The organism is Hylemonella sp. W303a, from assembly GCF_046452315.1.
Taxonomy (GTDB): domain Bacteria; phylum Pseudomonadota; class Gammaproteobacteria; order Burkholderiales; family Burkholderiaceae_C; genus Hylemonella.
On record NZ_JBKFDG010000003.1, the window covers coordinates 92,767 to 111,076 of the forward strand.

General features: G+C 62.3%; 17 protein-coding genes. 6 read left to right on the forward strand and 11 right to left on the reverse strand.

The features are described 5' to 3' along the window. Positions 1 to 27: 27 nt before the first annotated feature. Positions 28 to 618, reverse strand: coding sequence for a DUF6151 family protein (locus ACLBKS_RS06645; RefSeq protein WP_410192013.1), 591 nt, complete (start codon positions 616 to 618; stop codon positions 28 to 30). Between the two features lie 241 nt (positions 619 to 859). Next, positions 860 to 2,848, reverse strand: a complete 1,989-nt coding sequence (locus ACLBKS_RS06650; RefSeq protein ID WP_410192014.1) for a S9 family peptidase — start codon at positions 2,846 to 2,848, stop codon at positions 860 to 862. A 122-nt stretch (positions 2,849 to 2,970) separates the two neighbouring features. On the opposite strand from ACLBKS_RS06650, the gene ACLBKS_RS06655 reads away from it, so the two are divergent. Further along, the gene (locus tag ACLBKS_RS06655) at positions 2,971 to 3,627 is read left to right on the forward strand and encodes a response regulator transcription factor (protein WP_410192015.1); all 657 of its coding nucleotides are present in this window, start codon (positions 2,971 to 2,973) and stop codon (positions 3,625 to 3,627) included. Further along, complete coding sequence (locus ACLBKS_RS06660) at positions 3,624 to 5,066, forward strand: sensor histidine kinase (RefSeq protein ID WP_410192016.1); 1,443 nt, start codon at positions 3,624 to 3,626, stop codon at positions 5,064 to 5,066. The genes ACLBKS_RS06655 and ACLBKS_RS06660 overlap by 4 nt, the downstream gene beginning before the upstream one ends. Positions 5,067 to 5,212: 146 nt before the next feature. Here the strand turns inward: ACLBKS_RS06660 and ACLBKS_RS06665 are convergent, their stop codons facing one another. From ACLBKS_RS06665 to ACLBKS_RS06675, 3 genes are read right to left on the reverse strand one after another with little or no spacing between them, the layout of a single operon-like run. Further along, positions 5,213 to 6,013: an amino acid ABC transporter permease gene (locus ACLBKS_RS06665; RefSeq protein ID WP_410192017.1), complete on the reverse strand. Its 801-nt coding sequence runs from the start codon at positions 6,011 to 6,013 to the stop codon at positions 5,213 to 5,215. Then, positions 6,010 to 6,672, reverse strand: a complete 663-nt coding sequence (locus tag ACLBKS_RS06670) for an amino acid ABC transporter permease (protein ID WP_410192018.1) — start codon at positions 6,670 to 6,672, stop codon at positions 6,010 to 6,012. Before ACLBKS_RS06670 ends, ACLBKS_RS06665 begins: the two co-directional genes overlap by 4 nt. Before the next feature lie 3 nt (positions 6,673 to 6,675). Next, positions 6,676 to 7,578, reverse strand: coding sequence for a glutamate ABC transporter substrate-binding protein (locus ACLBKS_RS06675; protein ID WP_410192019.1), 903 nt, complete (start codon positions 7,576 to 7,578; stop codon positions 6,676 to 6,678). 160 nt (positions 7,579 to 7,738) lie between these two features. Here ACLBKS_RS06675 and ACLBKS_RS06680 point away from each other — a divergent pair, with 160 nt between their 5' ends. After that, the gene (locus ACLBKS_RS06680; protein ID WP_410192020.1) at positions 7,739 to 8,560 is read left to right on the forward strand and encodes an endonuclease; all 822 of its coding nucleotides are present in this window, start codon (positions 7,739 to 7,741) and stop codon (positions 8,558 to 8,560) included. Positions 8,561 to 8,714: 154 nt separating this feature from the next. Next, positions 8,715 to 9,104: an HU family DNA-binding protein gene (locus tag ACLBKS_RS06685; RefSeq protein ID WP_410192021.1), complete on the forward strand. Its 390-nt coding sequence runs from the start codon at positions 8,715 to 8,717 to the stop codon at positions 9,102 to 9,104. A gap of 13 nt (positions 9,105 to 9,117) precedes the next feature. Here ACLBKS_RS06685 and ilvA read toward each other — a convergent pair whose 3' ends face one another. Then, positions 9,118 to 10,689, reverse strand: a complete 1,572-nt coding sequence (ilvA, locus tag ACLBKS_RS06690; protein WP_410192022.1) for a threonine ammonia-lyase, biosynthetic — start codon at positions 10,687 to 10,689, stop codon at positions 9,118 to 9,120. 157 nt (positions 10,690 to 10,846) lie between these two features. Here ilvA and ACLBKS_RS06695 point away from each other — a divergent pair, with 157 nt between their 5' ends. Then, complete coding sequence (locus ACLBKS_RS06695; RefSeq protein ID WP_410192023.1) at positions 10,847 to 11,296, forward strand: OsmC family protein; 450 nt, start codon at positions 10,847 to 10,849, stop codon at positions 11,294 to 11,296. Between the two features lie 573 nt (positions 11,297 to 11,869). Here ACLBKS_RS06695 and ruvC read toward each other — a convergent pair. The 4 genes from ruvC to ACLBKS_RS06715 all read right to left on the reverse strand — a co-directional run bounded on the left by ruvC (position 11,870) and on the right by ACLBKS_RS06715 (position 16,650). Beyond that, positions 11,870 to 12,418: a crossover junction endodeoxyribonuclease RuvC gene (ruvC, locus tag ACLBKS_RS06700; RefSeq protein WP_410192350.1), complete on the reverse strand. Its 549-nt coding sequence runs from the start codon at positions 12,416 to 12,418 to the stop codon at positions 11,870 to 11,872. A 52-nt stretch (positions 12,419 to 12,470) separates the two neighbouring features. Next, on the reverse strand, positions 12,471 to 13,283 hold the full coding sequence (locus tag ACLBKS_RS06705) for a transglycosylase domain-containing protein (RefSeq protein WP_410192351.1): 813 nt from the start codon (positions 13,281 to 13,283) through the stop codon (positions 12,471 to 12,473). Between the two features lie 323 nt (positions 13,284 to 13,606). Then, entirely contained in the window at positions 13,607 to 14,488 is an 882-nt protein-coding gene (locus ACLBKS_RS06710; protein ID WP_410192024.1) for a TonB family protein, read from the reverse strand. 65 nt (positions 14,489 to 14,553) lie between these two features. Then, a complete protein-coding gene (locus tag ACLBKS_RS06715; RefSeq protein WP_410192025.1) occupies positions 14,554 to 16,650 on the reverse strand; it encodes a ribonuclease catalytic domain-containing protein in 2,097 nt (698 codons plus the stop codon). A 223-nt stretch (positions 16,651 to 16,873) separates the two neighbouring features. Here ACLBKS_RS06715 and ACLBKS_RS06720 point away from each other — a divergent pair, with 223 nt between their 5' ends. Continuing rightward, on the forward strand, positions 16,874 to 17,503 hold the full coding sequence (locus ACLBKS_RS06720; RefSeq protein ID WP_410192026.1) for a hypothetical protein: 630 nt from the start codon (positions 16,874 to 16,876) through the stop codon (positions 17,501 to 17,503). Between the two features lie 108 nt (positions 17,504 to 17,611). Here the strand turns inward: ACLBKS_RS06720 and ACLBKS_RS06725 are convergent, their stop codons facing one another. Continuing rightward, on the reverse strand, positions 17,612 to 18,277 hold the full coding sequence (locus tag ACLBKS_RS06725; RefSeq protein ID WP_410192027.1) for a Smr/MutS family protein: 666 nt from the start codon (positions 18,275 to 18,277) through the stop codon (positions 17,612 to 17,614). Positions 18,278 to 18,310 lie beyond the last annotated feature (33 nt).

An 18,310-nucleotide genomic window follows, 5' to 3' on the forward strand; every position in this document is an offset into this window, starting at 1 on the left:
GCGCTAACTGCGTGCGCAGTCCTGCCTTTAAGCCTGCGCCGCCTGCCGCTCTGCTTCAGAGAGGACGTGTGGGGTGACCACAGGTGTGACCCCATCGGCCGCGAAAAATGGGGAGCCTTTCGACTTTCTGAGAATCTTGCCTTTCAATAAAAAAGGCAAGACCGTGATCATGGCTCTCAGATTGAAGGTCTTGGGGGTTCCGGCCGGCGGCGTTCCCTTCGCGTAACGCCCCATGATCCGGCTTCGAACCGGCCCCAGTGTCTGTTCGAGCAGGCGCGCATCTCGTGCCGTGTAGACGCCACTCAGGAAGCCCGTCCAAGGTTCGCCGGGACGGGCGTTGGCGATGGGCGTGTTGCAGCACGATGTGGAGTAGCGAAAGGTTCCGTTTGCTGTGAGGCGCGTGCACTTCAGATGCTCCAAGCCTTGCAGGATCCTCACGTCCGAGGGGTATGCCGGAACCACCTCGGTTCCGCCATTCGCGTCCAGCAAATCGGTGCGCCTCAGGTGATTCAAATACATCTGGCAATCGTCGCAATAACAAACCAGACGGCCCGGTGTATTGCCGGGGAACGCTCGAAGCTCGGCGCGAAACTTTCCGCATTCACACTGGATTTCCATGGCGCAAGTCTTTCCGTGCAAGGCTGATGGACGGGAGGAGTCAGTTTGCGCCGAAGTTTACTGGTTGGCGTGAATTGCTCAGAACAGTAACGAAGCTCTGCAAGGCCTGTTCAGCCGGTCGATGCGACACTCCGACTGAATAGGCTGGTGAATGCGTGTCGGTGCCCAACGATCTTCTGGAGTGTGAGGGTTTCAAATTCCACAGTCGTTTCCGGCTGGACTTGGACGTAAGCAATTCAAATCAAAACGCCCATGCGCCCAACTGGTAGTAGTCAAACCCGCTGCTACGCCCGCCTAGACAGGTGGCCAGAAAGTCTTCAGTTTTCCGGTACATCGTGAGATTGTTGGTCCAGCGCAGGTTGCCGTGACCATCGCCCTTGAAGGTGACGTATTCGACCTCCTTGTTTGCCTTGCGCAACGCTGCCACCATCTGCTCAGCTTGTTCCAGCTTGACGCGCGAGTCGTTCACGCCATGCATGATGAGGATGGGGTTTTTGGCTTGTTGGGCACGGTACAGCGGAGATTTCGCATTCATGCGCGCGCGGTCTTCCGGATCGGCGGGATGCCCAACGAAACGGTGCCACCAGGGCAGGCCAAGTTCCCAGTACGGAGGCACGGTCTCCAACAAGCGTGCGATGTCTGTCACGCCCACCACGCTCACCGAACAGGCAAAGACATCGGGTGTGAAAGTGGCGCCCACCAGGGCTGAGTAACCACCATAACTGGCTCCGTAGATCGCCACGCGCGCGGGATCTGCCACGCCGCGTTCCACTGCCCAACGCACGCCGTCCACCAAGTCATCGTGCATGCGGCCTGCGAATTCACCGATGGCTTTTTCCATGTGCGCGCGCCCATAACCACTGGAGCCCCGGTAATTCACCTGCAGCACCGCATAACCTCGATTGGCCAGGAACTGTTGCAAGGACCGGTTTGTAGCGCCACTGCCCCAGCGGTCGCGCCGCCAGGGGCCGCCATGCACCAACAGCACCATGGGGAGCCTTTCCTGAGTCACGCCCACGGGAAGTGTCAAATAACCATGGATGGTCAACCCGTCCCGCGCCCTGTAAGTGATGGGTTCCGTGGGTGCAAGATGCTGTGCGATCAGGCTCAATCGGTTCTCGCCCAGGAATTGGGGTTCGTGTCCGTCCCTCAACAGGTAACTCCGCGTGCCCCGGTCGGTCGCCACCGCGACGGTCAGTACCTTGTCCGTCTGGTCTGTGCTGGTGACCAGCACCTCCGCAGGGCGGTCACCGGTCATGCTGGACAGGCGCGCCGCCAATGTGGGGTCGAATACCTTGCGCTCGGGATACCCTGGCATCGAGTAAGCCACCAAGGGCTCTCGTGTGCGGCGGCTCAGGGTCACGTTGTCGATGTCCACATCGGGTGACGCGTACACCAGTTCCTCCGCACCACTGGTCAGGTCCAGCCGAACCAGTGCTTGCTTGTCGCGGCCTCGGTTAGACAGGGCCCAGGCTTTGCGTCCGTCATCGTGAATGCCGAAGATGTTCAAGCTGTCCCATCGGCTCCATTGGGTCACTGTGAACCAGCTTTCAGGTTCTGAACCCAGGCGTTCCAGCAGACCCTGGCCTTCTAATACCTTTGCGCGTGCGCGCAACTGTCCGTTCCGATCGACACCCCACCATGTGACATTGCCTGGGTTTTGGCTCAGCAACACCGATGTGGCATGTTCAGGGTTGAAGCGGTAGAGATCGAAAACCTTCCTGTCGCGCTGGTTGGACGTGATGATGAAGTCAGACGATCCTTCCACTACTTCCGATATGTTCGTCACAGAGCCCGGAGCGTGCATAAGCTCGCGCAGGCTCGTGTCCGAGCCGTCCACCTGACCTGTGTAGATGCGCAAGTTCTCGTCCCCGATCGGGTCTGCCGTGATGGCCAGCCAGCGGTTGTCAGCGCTGAATCGAATAAAGCGCGCGCGGATGCGAAACGCCTTGGCATCGTCGCCGTCGATGGATCGAACCCATACAGCAGGCGCCAGCCCATCGTTGCCGAACCACGCGATGCGCTTCCCGTCGGGTGACACCTGATATCCACCCGTGGATTGCAGACTGGCCACGAAGTCACGCACCGGTACCAGCTCTGGCAAATCTGCCCCTGCCAACGATGGATGCGTAGGTCCGATGGCGCAGCCAGTGATCGCCGTCAGCATCACCACCAGCGCAGCGCCGTGCGACCAACGTCTCAGGGTATGCGTGTTCCACTTTGACTTCATTGGGTATTCTCGCGTTGTTAGAAGACTGTCTTGGGGCATTGTGCAAAGCACTACCTTAAGATCAGCCAAAGGCTGAGTGCATGGTCGTCGGCAAGCGGCATCGCAAGCACCACAATCACTCCATGCACATCCTGCTGATTGAAGACGACTTGGATCTGGGCCGCGCGCTGCAGTCCGCGCTGAAAGTGGAGGGACTGACCAGCGAATGGTTGCGCCGTGCCTTGGACGCACCGTCCAACTTGGATGAGAACGCCATGGACTGCGTTCTTTTGGATTTGACGCTGCCAGACGGCAGCGGTTTCGATCTCCTGACACGCTGGCGATCTCAGGGTGAAAAAGTGCCTATCATCGTGATCACGGCCCGTTCGGCGATCGAGGACAGACTGGCCGGGCTCGATGGCGGCGCGGACGATTTTGTGATCAAGCCATTTTCCACGGCCGAGTTGATGTCGCGCATTCGCGCCGTCCTGCGTCGCAGCGCGCGCCAAGCCAGTGAACGCTGGGTGTTGGGGGATCTGATCGTCGAGCCACGCCGTCATGTGGCAGAGCGCGGAGGTTCCAGACTCGACCTTTCGCCCAGAGAGTTCCAACTGTTACTGGAGTTGGCCCGTGAGCCTGGCATCGTGGTTTCGAAAAGCGTTCTTTCACAGCGCCTGGACCCTCTGGGTGAGCCGGTGGACTTTGCCGCCATCGAAGTCCATGTCTCCAACCTCCGCCGCAAGATGGGGGCTGACTTGATCCGCACCGTGCGCGGTGTCGGTTACCTGCTGCAGCCATGAACACCCTCTCGCCCCGAAGAACGGCGCGTCTGCGCGCTGCCTGGAGTTCGATCGCTGAGCCGACACTGGTGCGTCGCTGCTTGATATCAGTATTACTGGCTTTTTTTCTGGTGTGGGCTGTCTTGTTGGTTTATATCTTCATTACCTACAAACAAACGATCACGAATGAGCCAGGCCTTCAAAAGTATGGCGACGCCCTGCTGGTATCCCTTCAGGACATGGTTGAACCTGCGCATGCAGCTTCCGCCTTGAGTTCTACCGACACTTGGACCAATATTCGGCGTCGCCAGATCGGTTTGTTACCTGGCGCCTTGCTATACGAACTTAAAGATGCCACCGGTCAGTCCGTTTTCACTTCAACCGACCTGCAAGCTCTGGCCTTTCCCACCTTTGCGCCAGAGTCGATTGGCGTCATCACCGAAGCCAACGCGGGTGACGTCGTGTATCGCATTTACACAGGACACAGTACACGTTGGCGCTTGCGCGTGATTGAGCAAAAACGGACGGATGCCGCATTTCTTGCTCGCAGCGCACGCAACATCCTGCCTTATCTCTTGCTCGCTACGCCTTTCGTGCTGTTGCCCATCTGGTTGTCCGTGCGCAGTGGGCTGCGGCCATTGCAGCAGTTGGCAGCGCGAATTGCCCACCGCAGCACGGATGACCTGAACCCTGTTGGTTTTGGTGCCCGACACCGCGAACTCAAGCCATTGGAGCAGGCGCTCGACCGTCTTCTGAGCTTGCTTCGCATGAAGGTAGAACGAGAACGAGCCTTTGTGCAGGATGCCGCGCATGAGATACGAACGCCGCTCGCAGTGATCACTGCACAAGCGCATGTGATGGCTCGTTCGAGGAGCGAGCACGAGCGCGCCCAGGCCCAGGTCCACTTGGAGCAAGCAATCTCTCGTGCGTCGCACCTGGCTCACCAACTGTTGGACTTGGCCGCATTGGATGATGCCCAGCGCCCCGCGCCGAGAGAGGTCGATGTCGCGCAGTGGTTGCGTTCAGTGCTTGCACATGTCGTACCTCAAGCCATGGAAAAGCACATGGAGCTGTCGCTGGATGCGCCGGAAAGCCTTCCTGCTCGGTTGGATCTTTTGGCTCTGGAGTCCATCGTGCACAACCTAGTTGACAACGCACTGCGCTACGCGGGTGGCTCGGCCGTCGTTGGCAGTAGGCGTGGCACCGCCATTGCCGTCGTAATGCGCAACGAAAGCGGCGTTCTCCATCTGTCTGTGCGGGACGATGGGCCAGGCATCGCGCGTGCAGATCAGTCCAGGGTCTTCGAGCGGTTTCACCGCGGGGTTGATACCGCGGAGCGCGGATCAGGGCTGGGCCTGGCGATCGTGCAACAAGCCGCGCGGCGCATGCGCGGACAAGTTCGCCTGGTAGAAGGTTTGGAGGGACGGGGGGTAGGCTTTCAAGTCAATTTGCCTCTGTGAGATTGGGCTATGGCGGACCTTAAGCCAGGAGTCCGAGGTAACTCGGCATCAGCGCCGGAGATCTGAACATAGGTCTTCGTTTTGAAAAGATCGGCGCCAAAGCAATCCCGCACGACGTGATACTACATTCGTCCTACGCACGACTGTCAATGCATCGGCTGCCCCAGCCGTTTGCTCACCCGCGATACCGCGTAATTCACGAGACAGTACAGCGCCGCGACTACGAGGTAGACGGGCACCAGCGATTGGTAATTGGCGATGAGCACCTTGGCGTTCTGCATGAGTTCACCGTAGGTGACGACGTAGCCGAAGGTGGTGTCCTTGACCACGATGACCAACTGCGCAACCAGCGCCGGAACGATGTAGCGCAGGGCTTGGGGAAAGACAACGTGGAAGAACACCTTGGCTTCGGTCATTCCCAGGCTGCGCGCGGCGTGGCTCTGGCCTCGGGGAACGGCGAGCACGCCCGCGCGGTAGACCTCGGCCACCACGGCCGCGGCGCTGAGACCCACAGGCAGAGTCAACATCCAGTAAGTGCTGAGCTTGATGCCGACTTGCGGAAGCACCAGGAAACACGCATAGATGAGCAGCAAGGTCGGCGTGCCTCGCAGCAATTCGATGGTCGCGACGCTTGGCCATCGCACCAGTCGCGGTTTGGCCAGCCGCCCCAGCAAAAGCACCAACCCAAGGGTCAGTGCGATGACGGCGGCCATTGCCGCCGAGGCGAGCGTGCCCAGCAGGCCCTTGCCCAGGAAGCCCCAGGTTGTCGGCAAGGCAAAGAAACTCCAGTATCGGTCGTCGAGTTGTCCTGCGGCGTGGAATCGGAGCACCACGCCCGCAGCCAGCAGGAGCAATGCCATCGTCGCGATCAAGCTCGCCGCCCGAGTGACCGTCCGAATCCTTGGACTGGTCGCGGCAAACAGCCTGTCTTCCAGCGGGCGGCTCATCGCAGAATCCGCGCTTTCTTTTCCAGGGTGGCACCAGCCCAGGCGATGAGCAAGCCGGTCGCCACGTACATCGCAGCCGCCAACGCGAACGCGGTCATGCCCGCGGCGGAATCGGTCGCGATCTTGGACACCAGTGCCGTGAGTTCCCGGCCTGGAACCGGTATCTGCGATGCCAGCGAGGTCGACAACATCAGTGCGATGAGCAATGAGGTCATGGGCTGCACCACCGCGCGCAGCGCCTGCGGCAAGACCACGGCAAGGATGATCTGCAGGGGCCGCAGCCCCAAGCTGAGTGCCGCGTCGATTTGGCCGCCCGGGATGGTGTTGATGCCCGCGCGCAGGTAGTCCGCCGTGAACGCGGAGCAGATCAGCGCTAGGGTCAGGACCACGCTGGGCTCATAGTCGATCACGATCTCGAGATCGGGCAGCGCGAACACGATGAAGATCAGCAGTGCCGCGCTGGGGATGTTGCGGAAGATCTCGACGTAGACGGTCAAAGCCAAGCGCAGCGTTGGCAAGGGCAGGAGCCGCAGCACCGTAACGACCAGGCCCAGCAAAAAGCCGGGTACGAACGACAGGATCGTGAGTTTCCAGGTCAGCAAAAGGGCCTGCCCGAAGGCAGGCCCGTGGTCGGCCAGCAGCCTGGACATCTCGCCCATGGGTCAGGGGATGGCGGGCGGCGTCGGAACGGCCGTGCTGCCGGTGCGTTGTCCGATGGAAATCGTCCAGAGCTTGGCCCAGGTGCCATCGGCTTGCAGCTTCTTCAGGAAGGCATTGATGAAAGCCACGCCGTCCGAGCCCTTGGGCAGTCCTATGCCATAGAAGTCTTGCGCGCCAAAAGGCGCGCCCGCGAGTTTGGCATCACCAGTCCCCAGGCTCAGGGCGTTGAGCAGCAGCGTGTAGTCGGTCACGTAGGCTTCCACCCTCCCTTGGCGAAGCGCATCGAGCGCTTCCTGGTGCGTCTGGAACTCTTGCACCACCCCCTTGGGCGCGTACTGCGCCAGGATGGCGGGGCCCGTGGAACCCGCCTGCGTGGCCACCTTCTTGCCAGACAGATCGTTGTACGACTGGATCGTCTTGTTGTTGGCCTTGACCAGCACCCCGGCCTGCGAGGCGTAATAAGGCCCCGCGAAGGAAATCTTCTCGGCGCGGGCAGGGGTGATGGAGTAGGTGGCGAGCACCAAGTCCACCTGATCGTTGATGAGCACCTGCTCGCGCGTGGACGAGGTCACTTGCGTGAACTGGACCTTGGCCCCGTCACCCAAGATGTAGCGCGCAATCAGTTGGGCCAGGCCCGCGTCGAAGCCGCGGGTCTTGCCGTCTTTCTCGTTGAGCAGCGCGAAAAGATTCGAGGTTTGCAAGCCGCCCAGCCGCAGCGTGCCAGCCTGCTTGACCTTGCTGGCCCAGGTGCTTGAGCGAAGGGTCTCGGCGTTGGCGATGGGGCCCTGCGCGATCAAGGCGTCGAACGCGGCCGCGTCGATGGGCGTGCCCTGGGCGAAAATCGATGCCCCCGTGAGGGTCGCCAGAGCCACCACGGTGGATTTCAGTAGAGTTGTGATTGACATGCCGTCCTCGTGAAAGCGGTTGCGCGAATCAATATACAGCAGCGCCTCGCCGGCGCGCTGGCCGCACCGAGCCTAGCGCGGCCAAGCTTTGCGAGGTGCGTGATCTTGGGCGTGGTGATACCCCGCCGCCATGAGTTGTACGGAGTTGGATTCGCTCGTCATGCAAGCGCCTGTTTCACACAAGATCGATGCCGCCATGTTGGAGGCGCTGCCACGCACCTCGGGCGTGTATTTCTTTTGGGGCGGCAGCACGCTTCCTTTGTACATCGGCAAGAGCGTGGACATCCGCAGCCGCGTCCTGTCCCACGTCAGAACCGAAGATGAAGCCGAGATGATGGCCCAGACCCAGCGCATTGACTTCATCGAAACCGCTGGTGAGATTGGTGCGCTGCTGCTGGAAGCCCATCTCATCAAGAAGCTGGCCCCGCTGTACAACATTCGCCTGCGGCGTCAAAGAAAACTGTGCTCAATCCGCCTGGAAACATCTGGATGGACCCTCACCCCGGAATTCGTCTCGGGCAGTGAAACGGACATCGCTCACGCAGAGGATCTCTACGGCTTGTTCGGGTCCGTGCATGCGGCCAAGGAAAAACTGCGGGAGCTGGCGGCACAACACCGTCTGTGCATGGGCTTGCTGGGACTGGAGACCATCGGTCGACGGGGTTGCTTCGGGCTTCAGCTCAAAACCTGTCTTGGCGCCTGCGTGGGCAAAGAAGATCGCATGGCCCACCACCAACGTTTGATCGCGGCGCTACAAGACCTCAAGGTGCAGGCGTGGCCGTATGAGGGCGCTGTCGATCTGGTGGAACAGTCTGGGGGATGGATTCAGCGGCATCGAATCCAAGATTGGCGATTCCAGGGCACTTGGTGTTCCAAGACGGGCGCCTTCACGGAGCATGAACGCCATGGTTTTGACATGGACACCTACAAAATCCTCGTGCGCCCCATCATGCTGGGGACCGTCAAGATCGAGCCTGTGTGACGCAGGGGGCGTGCCGACCGCACGACTTTTTTGATCCGCAACGCATCTTGAGGAATGAGTGTGAACAGGCCCTAGATAGAATCAAAGACCACGCAGATCGGCTCAATGTTGACTTGCGTGCAACATTCCATCCACAACAACCGAGTCCAGAAACATGGCAACTGCAAAGAAAAAATCCTCCCCCTCCGCTGCGAAGAAGACTGCAAAAGCGCCTGTCGCAGCCGTGGTGCGTCCCATCAAGGACACCTTCACCAAGGGCGCCTTGGCCAGCCACTTGGCTGAGCAATCGGGTGTCGAGCCCAAGGCTGTGAAGGCTGTGTTGGCTGCTTTGGAGGCCACTGTTTTGGGCGCGGTCAACAAGAAGGGCGCCGGCGAATTCACATTGCCCGGACTGCTCAAGATCGGCGTGCAGAAGGTGCCGGCCAAACCCAAGCGCAAAGGCATCAACCCGTTCACGAAGGAGGAACAGGTGTTCGCCGCCAAGCCCGCCACCGTGCGCATCAGGGCACGCGCCTTGAAGAAGCTCAAGGACGCGGCGCTCTGATTCCGTCCTCCATTCAAGCCTGCAGGAACATTTGATAGGCAGGGTTCAGCGTCTCGTCGATGTAGGAGTAACCCAATGTCGCGAGAAACTGCTTGAAAGCCTTGTCGTCGGACTTGGGCACTTGCAGGCCCACCAGGGTGCGGGCGTAGTCCGCGCCCTGGTTGCGGTAGTGGAAGAGGCTGATGTTCCAGTTGGGTTGCATCAGGCTCAGGAATTTGAGCAGCGCCCCCGGCCGTTCGGGGAAGGTGAAACGCAGCAGGCGTTCGTCCTTGGCCAGAGACGAGCGGCCACCGACAAGGTGGCGAATATGTTCCTGCGCCAAGTCGTCGTGCGAGATGTCCAGGGTGGTGAAGCCGTTGCGCTTGAAATTGGCCGCGATCTTGCTGCTCTCGCCGGGCGCGCTGGTGGTCAGGCCGACGAACACATGGGCCTTCTTCTCGTCGCTGATGCGGTAGTTGAACTCGGTCACGTTGTGCGGTCCGCCGGGCAATTGCCCCACGACTTCGCAGAAGCGGCGGAAGCTGCCGCGTTCCTCGGGCATGGTGACGGCGAACAGGGCTTCGCGCGCTTCGCCCACTTCGGCGCGCTCGGCCACGAAGCGCAAGCGGTCAAAGTTCATGTTCGCGCCACAGAGGATGGCCGCGTAGGTTTGCCCCTTGGTCTTGTGTTCGGCCACGTACTGCTTGATGGCTGCGACCGCCAGCGCGCCTGCGGGTTCGACGATGGAGCGCGTGTCGACGAAGACATCCTTGATGGCGGCACACACGGCGTCGGTGTCCACGGTGATGTAGCCGTCCACCAGCTTCCTGGCGAGGCGGAAGGTTTCCTCGCCCACTTGCTTGACGGCCGTGCCATCGGAGAACAGCCCCACGTCGGGCAGCATCAGGCGCTTGCCCGCCTTGACGGACTGCGTCATCGCGCAGGAGTCCTGCGTCTGCACACCGATCACCTTCACCTCGGGGCGCACGGTCTTGATGTAGGCGGCCACGCCCGCGATCAAGCCGCCGCCGCCGATGGCGACGAAGACCGCGTCCAGCGGCCCCTGGTGTTGGCGCAGCATTTCCATCGCCACCGTGCCTTGGCCCGCGATCACGTCCGGGTCGTCGAAGGGATGGACGAAGGTCAGGCCATTCTTCTTCTGCAACGTCATCGCGTGGGCGTAGGCGTCGGAGTAGCTGTCACCCTGTAGCACCACTTCACCGCCGAGCGCGCGCACGGCCTCGATCTTGACTTGCGGCGTGGTCGTGGGCATCACGATCACGGCACGGACCCCCAGCTTGCTCGCCCCCAACGCCACGCCCTGCGCGTGGTTGCCGGCGGAGGCGCAGATCACGCCCTTTTTCAACTGCTCCGGCGTCAGATTGGCCAGCTTGTTGTAAGCCCCACGCAGCTTGAAGCTGAACACGGGCTGCTGGTCCTCGCGCTTGAGCAGCACCGTGTTGTGCAGTCGGCGGCTGAGGGTCTTGGCCTTGTCCAGCGACGTTTCCACCGCAACGTCGTAGACGCGGGCGTTCAGGATTTTCTGCAGGTAGTCGGCGGGGGTCAGGGGGCGTGGCGCGCGGGCGGTGGCTTTTCCGGTTTTCATGCGTGGGGCGATTTCTGCTCAAAGAGACGTCGGTGGTACCAGGGCTGTCCGCTGGGGGGTGTGCGGGCAGGGCGGTGGCGCAGGGATAATTCGCGTCAACGCAAGGCAGGGGGCGTGAACCCCATGTCAAACCCCCATTTTGACAAGGAAACAAGCGATGGAATGCACGGTGAGCTGGACGGGCGCGAGCGGCACGCGTTCGGGCATGGGTTTTGTGGCGGAAACGGGCAGTGGCCACGTGTTGATGATGGACGGCGCGCCAGACGCGGCCAAGCCCGAAAACGGCGGCCAGAACCTGGCGCCGCGCCCCATGGAAACGGTGCTGGCAGGCGCGGGCGGCTGCACGGCTTACGACGTGGTGCTGATCTTGAAGCGGGGCCGCCACGATGTGCGCGGCTGCACGGTCAAGCTGACCAGCGAGCGCGCCGAGACGGACCCGAAGGTGTTCACCAAGATCCACCTGCATTTCACGGTGACGGGCAAAGGCATACCCGAAACGGCGGTGGAACGCGCGATCGCGCTCAGTCACGACAAGTACTGCTCGGCCACCATCATGCTGGCCAAGACGGCGGAAGTCACGACCAGCTTCGAATTGAAGGAAGCCTGAACTCTCGGCGCGTTGCTGTCGCTCCGCAGGCCCGCAGGCTGGGGCGACCGCTCCTCATGAGACGCTGCGCGTCTCTGAAATCGTCGGGTTCACCCCAGCCTGCGGGCCTGCTCGAACCTTGGGTGATCGTGGGGCGGTGTCAAACCTCAGTGTGCCTCAGCTCAAGCGCAGGGTGTGTGGGCAAGCCGAGCCGCCGATTTCGTAGCGCGTCGCGCTTGATGTTTCACCCTTTTCTTGCTCTTCTTGGTTTGCGCTCCGCAGGCCCACGGGCTGGGGTGACCGCTCCTCATGAGACGCTGCGCGTCTCCGAAATCGTCGGGTTCACCCCAGCCCGTGGGCCTGCTCGAACCCAGGAGGACCGTCGGATGGTGGCGAGCCTGAGTTGATCTCGCCTCAAGCGCGGGGCGTGTGGGCTTGCTCGGGTGCTGTGCGTCCCAGCAAACACCCGCGCATCAGCGACTAGCGCGTTGTAGGTGGGCCAGTCGCGCCGCCGATTTCGGAGCGCGCAGCGCTCTATGAGGCGGACGGCTGGGCCGCCTTCAATGCGCGTGCAGGCTCGTGAAGTTTGGGCTTCTAGTGCCCTCGCCCTTCCCGATAGCGCCCACTCGTCTTGCGCAACAGCGGTGACGCCTCGCCCAGCCGCGCCAACGTCAACCCCGCATGGGCTTGCGTGATCGCCAACCCCAAGGCATCCGCCGCGTCTGGCCCGGGAAGACCCGGCAGTTGGAGCAGGCGCTGCACCATCGCTTGGACCTCCGCCTTGGCGGCACGGCCATGTCCGGCCACGGCCTGCTTCATTTGCAGCGCGGTGTACTCGGCCACCGGCAGATTGCAGGCGACCAGGGCCGTGAGGCAGGCGCCCCGCGCCTGGCCCAGCAGCAGGGTGGACTGCGGGTTGACGTTCACGAAGACGATTTCCACCGCCGCCTGCGCGGGTTGGTAGCGCGCCACCACCTCGTGGATGCCATCGAACAGCACCTTCAAGCGAGCGGGCAGATTGCCCTGTTCTTCCTTGGCCGTGCTGATCGTGCCGCTGGCGACATAGTGCAAGCGATGACCGCGCGCCTCAATCACGCCGAAACCCGTGGTGCGCAGCCCCGGGTCGATGCCCAAGATGCGCAGCGGTGTTGGCGTGGGTGTGAGGGTGCTCATGTGAACTGCGGGCAGCGGGGGGTCAGGGCGGCAGTTGCGCGAACCACAGCCGCGACTCGATGACACCTGCGCGGTCGGCGAGGTAGCTGGAGTTGGGCAGCTTCTCAAAGAAGCGCGGGCGCGGCAGCATCACCGCCAAGCGGGCGGCTTCATCCGGCCCCAGCTGCCAGGCATTCTTGCCGTAGTAGCGCTGGGCAGCGGCTTGCGCGCCGAACACCCCTTCGCCCCATTCGACATGGTTCAGGTAGATCTCCAAGATGCGGCGCTTGTCCAGCACGGTTTCGAGCATCAGCGTCAGCACCAGTTCCTGCCCCTTGCGCAGCAAGGTGCGCTCGCCTGACAGAAACAGGTTTTTCGCCAGTTGCTGGGTGATGGTGGAGCCCCCCACCACCTTGGGTTGCCGCACCGCTTGCTGGGTGGTGCGCTGTGCGGCGGAGCGTTGGGCCTGCATCTCGGCGCGGGCCTGGGCCGCCGCGTTGCGCGTCCAGGCCTCTTGCAAGGCCACCCAGTCCACGCCAGGGTGGTTCACGAAACCGTCGTCTTCGGAGGCGATCACCGCGCGCTTGAGGTGCGATGAAATCCGCTCGTAGTTCACCCATTGCTGGCGCCAGCGCAGCGGCTTGGGCTTGCGCACCACGGCTTTCTTTCCACTCGCTGTCACGGGCGCAGGCGGGTCCACGCGGCTTTCTTGCCAGAGGCGAAACAGCTCGGAACGCTCAAACGCAGTGGATTGCGGATCGACGCGCGTCATCAAAGCGACGCGCGCAAGAAAAAACAGCTGCAGCGCTAGCCCCGCGATCAGCAGCAGGAGCAACCAGCGCCAGAGAGCCCGCAAGGGCGAGGACAGGGGACCGCGCATGGAACGTGACCGGTGAGAAGAAGCAGAAACGGGCGGACGATGAATGGCGTGTTGGCGGTAAGCAGAGTGGCCGGTCCGCTTGTCATAAGCGCCGAGCGCTGGCGCGGGCATCGCGGCCTGATCCTCGGGCAATTCGTCCAGGGCGTGCAGCAGGGACGGACTGGCTTCTGGATGCAGGTCATAGCGGCTGTCGTCGAAATCTGCTTCGTTGCCGCGCGTGTCCATGCGCTTGCGACCAGGAAACAGCCATCGCGACAGTCGTTTCAGCATCCTTGGGGTCCTGCTGGGCGCCGAGGCCATCAACGCGTGGGGGCGTTGCTCACCTGAGTTTGCAGCGTGGCATCGTGCTCAAAACGGAAGCGCGACACGACCACGATTTGGTCGGCCTGCTTGCGCATGGCTGGCGTGAACGCGCCAAACGGTGACGCCGCTTGGGCAATGGCCTGGGCGCGCCGGTCCAGTTCACGGTTGCCTGAACTTTGCGCCACCTCGGCCGTGACGATGCGACCTTGGGCATCCACGGTGAGCGCCATGGTCAGCTCGCCGTACAGCTTGCGCCCTGCCACGTTCGGGAAGTTGGCCGTGCCCTTGGCTTCGATGGCGCGGCGCAGGCGGTCGTAGTACTGGGCGTAGGCCGCCTCGCGCGTGGCGGGGCCGATGTAATGCTTGCGTGGCCGGGCGCTGTCTTGTTGGATGCGGCGCTCAATCTCCGCCAACTGCTTGAGCAGCAAGCGGCGCTTTTCTTCCTGGGCGGTGTTGGCGCTGCCTGCCGCCTCGCTCTGGGGCGATGGCGCGGGCAGGCTCGCGAGCTGCTCCCGCACCTGGGCCAGCAGCAGGTTCTGCTGCGCCTGCAGGCGCTGGAGTTGCTCGTTGGTTTCCTGGTCCAGGGTGTCGCCTTGCAGATCAATTTGCGTCGCAGGCAGGGGGCTGGTCGCGCGCCCGGCTTCGAGTTCGCCACCGCCCGCGAGCTTGCTTTGGGCGATCGCCTTGGCGTCTTCGTCGCGGGTGTCCTCTTCTTCACTGCGGGCGTTGACCAAAATCACTTCCAGCGGCGTGTCGCGGAAGGCGCGATCAAACGCGTCGGGCGCGACAAAACGCACGGTCAGCAGGACCGCGTGCAGGCCCAGGGACACACCCAGCGCCCATTGCAGGGTATTGAGCTGAAAGGTCGGCAGCCGCATGGGTTAGGTCAGGCGCAAATTCACGGGGCCGGATTATCGCTGCAGTGGCTTGGCGGCAGGCGGTGTTAGCCCCCGCCAGCCTGGGGAGTCGCATCCTCCGCGGCGGGCGCCTCGTTGACGTCCACCGCGATGGCGATGGGGCCCGCGGCCAGGGTGTCGTCGTCCTCGCCTTCCACCGCATCGGTGGAGTCGTCGGCGCTGCCGGTGGCATCGGAATCCAGCCGCGCGATCACGGTGCCGCTGACGTCTAGCGCCACCTCGTCGATCGCGCCGAGTTTCACCCGCACCCGCGCGCCGCGGGGCAGGCCTTGCGTGCCCAGCACGGGCAGCACCAGGGGCAGGGTGTCTGCGCGCGCCAGGTTGTCCTTGAACACCGTGGCGTCCAATTCGGTGATGCCTTGTTGCGCGAGGTACTTCAGCGTCCAGTAGCGCTCGATGGTGGCCTGGTAGCCGTTGTAGGCGGTGTAGGCCGCGTCAAAGGCGCTGATGATGGCGAACAGCTCCGCGTCCTTGGGCTTGAAGGGCGCGGCCAGCGCGGCTGTGCGGCCGTGACGGGCGCAAGCGATGATTTGCCACTGGTTCACCAGGTCCGTGTAGCGGCGCAGCGGCGAGGTACTCCAGGCATAGCTGGGCACGCCGATGCCCGCGTGCGGCAGGGCCTTTACGCCCATGCGCACCTTGACTCCTGGCGCCAGGCTGGCCTGGCTGCGGTAGATGGCGGGCACACCCAGCTCGGCCAGCCACTGGCCCCAGCTGCTGTTGGCCAGGATCATCGCTTCCGCGACGATCAGGTCGAGTGCCGCGCCGCGCTGGCGCACGCTGATCTGCACTTGCTCCTGACCTTGCGGTTCGCCCGTGTTGCCCAGCAGCCGGAAGTTGTAGTCCGGCCGGTTGAAGGTCTCAGGTTTGCCACGGACGACTTCGCGTCCGGCCTTCAAGTGCTTGGCCAAACGGTGCAAAAAGCCCAATTCCGCGCGCAATGCAGGCGTCAAGAGGGCTGCATGCGAGTTGGCCTCGGGGACTGTCGCGGGCGTGTGGCTGGGGTCGCTCAGCCATTGCTCGGTCACCACGCCATCCAGTTGGTCATGGCGCAGGTTGTGGACGATGGGCACGCGCTCCAGCTTGGTTTCGCTGTCGACGAATTCCAGCGAGTCTTCCTTGAAGCGCGCATAGAGCGACACGGCCGGGCAGGCTTGGCCTTCCTGCAAGGTGTAGCGCTGCACCACCTCGTCGGGCAGCATGGTGATCTTGTAGCCCGGCATGTAGACGGTGGACAAGCGGTCGCGGCCCAGCTTGTCGATGGCGTCGCCGCGTTGCACAGCCAAGCCTGGCGCGGCGATGTGCACGCCCACCGTCACCGTGCCCGAGCCCAGGCCTTGCACCGACAGCGCGTCGTCGATTTCAGTGGTTTGCGAGTCGTCAATGGAATAGGCCTGGACGCTGGCCGTGGGCAGTTCGTCCTTGATCTCGGGCGCGACGAGGTTCGCGGGGAAGCCGTAGCCCTTGGGGAAGTTGTCGAACAAGAAGCGCCGCCAGTGGAACTGGTAGGGCGAATCGATGGCGCCCGCCGCTTGCAGCAGGTCCAGCGGCGCCTTCTGCGTGGCGCGCGCCGCCTCGACCACGGCCTTGTACTCCGGCGCGTTCTTGTCTGGCTTGAAGAGGATCTTGTAGAGCTGTTCGCGGATCGGATCGGGGCAACAGCCCTGGGCGAGCTGCTGCGCCCACTCGCCGATCTGGATCAAGAGCAGGCGCTTCTTTTCGATGGCGGCCAGGGCCTGTTGGATGATCTCTGCCGGGGCCTTCTTGTAGCGTCCCTTGCCCGCGCGGCGGAAGTAATGCGGTGCCTCGTGCAGCCGCAGCAGCGCAGCAGTTTGCTGCGTCAACGTGGGCGGGTCTTGAAAGTAGAGGGCGGCCAGTTCAGCAAAACCGAAATCGTCTTCGGGTGCGAATTCCCAAGCCAGGTCCAGTTCAATGCCCTCGGCCAGGGGTTGGGCCTCGGCCAGCAACGCGGCCGGGGCAGGTTTCTCGAACTTCAGCAGCACATTGGCCGCCTTGACCTTGACCCGCTTGCCGGAGTCCAGTTCCACCTGGAGCGAGGCGTCGGCTTCGGAGAGGATGCGACCGGCGAGGAACTTTCCGGCTTCGTCGAACAATGCAAACATGGGGGGATTGTCCCATGGGGGCTGAAGTTTCCCGGTCAGACCACACGTGGCAGCGTCTCAGCGATAGTCGATCGATAGAATATTTGCGCTCGGTCCTTAGGACTTGGCGCTTTTCGTTGCGTTAGTCAAGAAGAAATTGCTGTGTTGGGCTCGTTAGGCAATCCGGCTCTCGTTTTGGGTCTTTGAGCCAGACCGTCCTTTTAATTCAGGTATAGAGAACAGAATGAAGAAGATTTTTACTGGGGTCATGATCAGCATGACGCTGACCTGCTCTGCATTTGCCCAAGCCGTCTATGTTGGCGTTGAAGGGGGGGCAGTTGCTTTTAAAGATGAAACCGACGACATAGCTAATACATATGTCAATGATTACAACGCCTACAGTGCCAGTGTCGAGCAGGATGCCGGGACCGTGGCGTTGCGGCCATTTGTTGGTGTCGAGTTCACAGAGAACATCGCGTTGGAGTTCGGTTTGATGAGCTTCTCGCAGGACACCTCGGTAGAGGGCTCTTACTCTGGTGGCTTTTACAAGGAGTCTTGGGAAAGGGCATGGCGAACCGTCGATTTTTCCGCGCTGCTTCGCCCGGCTGCCGATTCCCAATTGCATGGACTTTTTGCCCGGATCGGTGGGCATTCCACGAAATCCACTTATGAATTCAAGAGTTCATTGGGAGGCAGGGAGAACAATTCGGAAACCAAATCTGGCGCACTCTTTGGCCTGGGCTACGACTGGTTCTTTGGCGAAAGCCGTGCACACCACGCGTTGCGCCTATCGTTCACGCACTACGGCAATGTTGCAGGTCTCGAGGACGATTCCCTCAATATCCTGGGCGTTGGATATTTCTATAGATTCTGAAACTAGGCATCGGCCGCAAGCACCGCTGCTGATCAAAAAAAGGCCGCTGCCTAAGTGTTGGGGCTAGCGGCCTTTTCATGTGCGTGTCTAGGGCAACGTCAAAGCGCATCATCCCGCTTGCAGCAAAACCACCAATGCCCCCGCCCCCCCCTCGGCCGGTCGCGCTTGAACGAAGGCCAGCACGTCCTTTTTCTGCGCCAGCCAGCCCTGCACGCGGCCCTTGAGCACGGGGGTCTTGCCGGGTGAGCCCAGGCCCTTGCCATGGACCACGCGCACGCAGCGCAGGCCTTGTTTGCGGGCCTCGCGGATGAAGGCGGCGAGTTGTTCGCGCGCTTCCTCGGTGCGCAGGCCATGCAGATCGACCTGGGCCTGGATGGCCCAGTCGCCTTTGCGCAGTTTGCGCGTCACGTCAGGGCCGATGCCGCTGGCCCGGTAGCTCAGGTGCTCGTCGGTGTCGAGCAAGGTGGAGACGTCGAATTCGTCGCTGATGGATTCACCCAGCACGGCGGCTTCGTCGCGTTGACGTTGGAAGGGGATGGGGGCAGGTTTGTCGGTTTGCAGCTCCGCCCGCCGGGTGCCGCCATGCTTGGCGGCGAGCTTGGGCGGCAGCGACTGCACGGCCCCGGCGGCGCGGCGGAACAAGTCGCCGTCGCTTTGGCTCTGGCGCGCGCGCTTTTTTTCCTCGGCCAGTCGCTCGGCTTCTTGCCGGGCCTGGGTTTCCAGCGCTTTCTTGACCTGCTTGAGGTCGGCCAGGGTATTGAACTTCGCCTTCATGGCCCTGGTTGTACACCAGCGCCGCTGGCGTGA

Coding starts and splice junctions, on each gene's coding strand:
- ACLBKS_RS06645 (WP_410192013.1), bottom strand. CDS start 618: ATGGAAATCCAGTGTGAATGCGGAAAGTTTCGCGCCGAGCTTCGAGCG.
- ACLBKS_RS06650 (WP_410192014.1), bottom strand. CDS start 2,848: ATGAAGTCAAAGTGGAACACGCATACCCTGAGACGTTGGTCGCACGGC.
- ACLBKS_RS06655 (WP_410192015.1), top strand. CDS start 2,971: ATGCACATCCTGCTGATTGAAGACGACTTGGATCTGGGCCGCGCGCTG.
- ACLBKS_RS06660 (WP_410192016.1), top strand. CDS start 3,624: ATGAACACCCTCTCGCCCCGAAGAACGGCGCGTCTGCGCGCTGCCTGG.
- ACLBKS_RS06665 (WP_410192017.1), bottom strand. CDS start 6,013: ATGAGCCGCCCGCTGGAAGACAGGCTGTTTGCCGCGACCAGTCCAAGG.
- ACLBKS_RS06670 (WP_410192018.1), bottom strand. CDS start 6,672: ATGGGCGAGATGTCCAGGCTGCTGGCCGACCACGGGCCTGCCTTCGGG.
- ACLBKS_RS06675 (WP_410192019.1), bottom strand. CDS start 7,578: ATGTCAATCACAACTCTACTGAAATCCACCGTGGTGGCTCTGGCGACC.
- ACLBKS_RS06680 (WP_410192020.1), top strand. CDS start 7,739: ATGCAAGCGCCTGTTTCACACAAGATCGATGCCGCCATGTTGGAGGCG.
- ACLBKS_RS06685 (WP_410192021.1), top strand. CDS start 8,715: ATGGCAACTGCAAAGAAAAAATCCTCCCCCTCCGCTGCGAAGAAGACT.
- ilvA (WP_410192022.1), bottom strand. CDS start 10,689: ATGAAAACCGGAAAAGCCACCGCCCGCGCGCCACGCCCCCTGACCCCC.
- ACLBKS_RS06695 (WP_410192023.1), top strand. CDS start 10,847: ATGGAATGCACGGTGAGCTGGACGGGCGCGAGCGGCACGCGTTCGGGC.
- ACLBKS_RS06710 (WP_410192024.1), bottom strand. CDS start 14,488: ATGCGGCTGCCGACCTTTCAGCTCAATACCCTGCAATGGGCGCTGGGT.
- ACLBKS_RS06715 (WP_410192025.1), bottom strand. CDS start 16,650: ATGTTTGCATTGTTCGACGAAGCCGGAAAGTTCCTCGCCGGTCGCATC.
- ACLBKS_RS06720 (WP_410192026.1), top strand. CDS start 16,874: ATGAAGAAGATTTTTACTGGGGTCATGATCAGCATGACGCTGACCTGC.
- ACLBKS_RS06725 (WP_410192027.1), bottom strand. CDS start 18,277: ATGAAGGCGAAGTTCAATACCCTGGCCGACCTCAAGCAGGTCAAGAAA.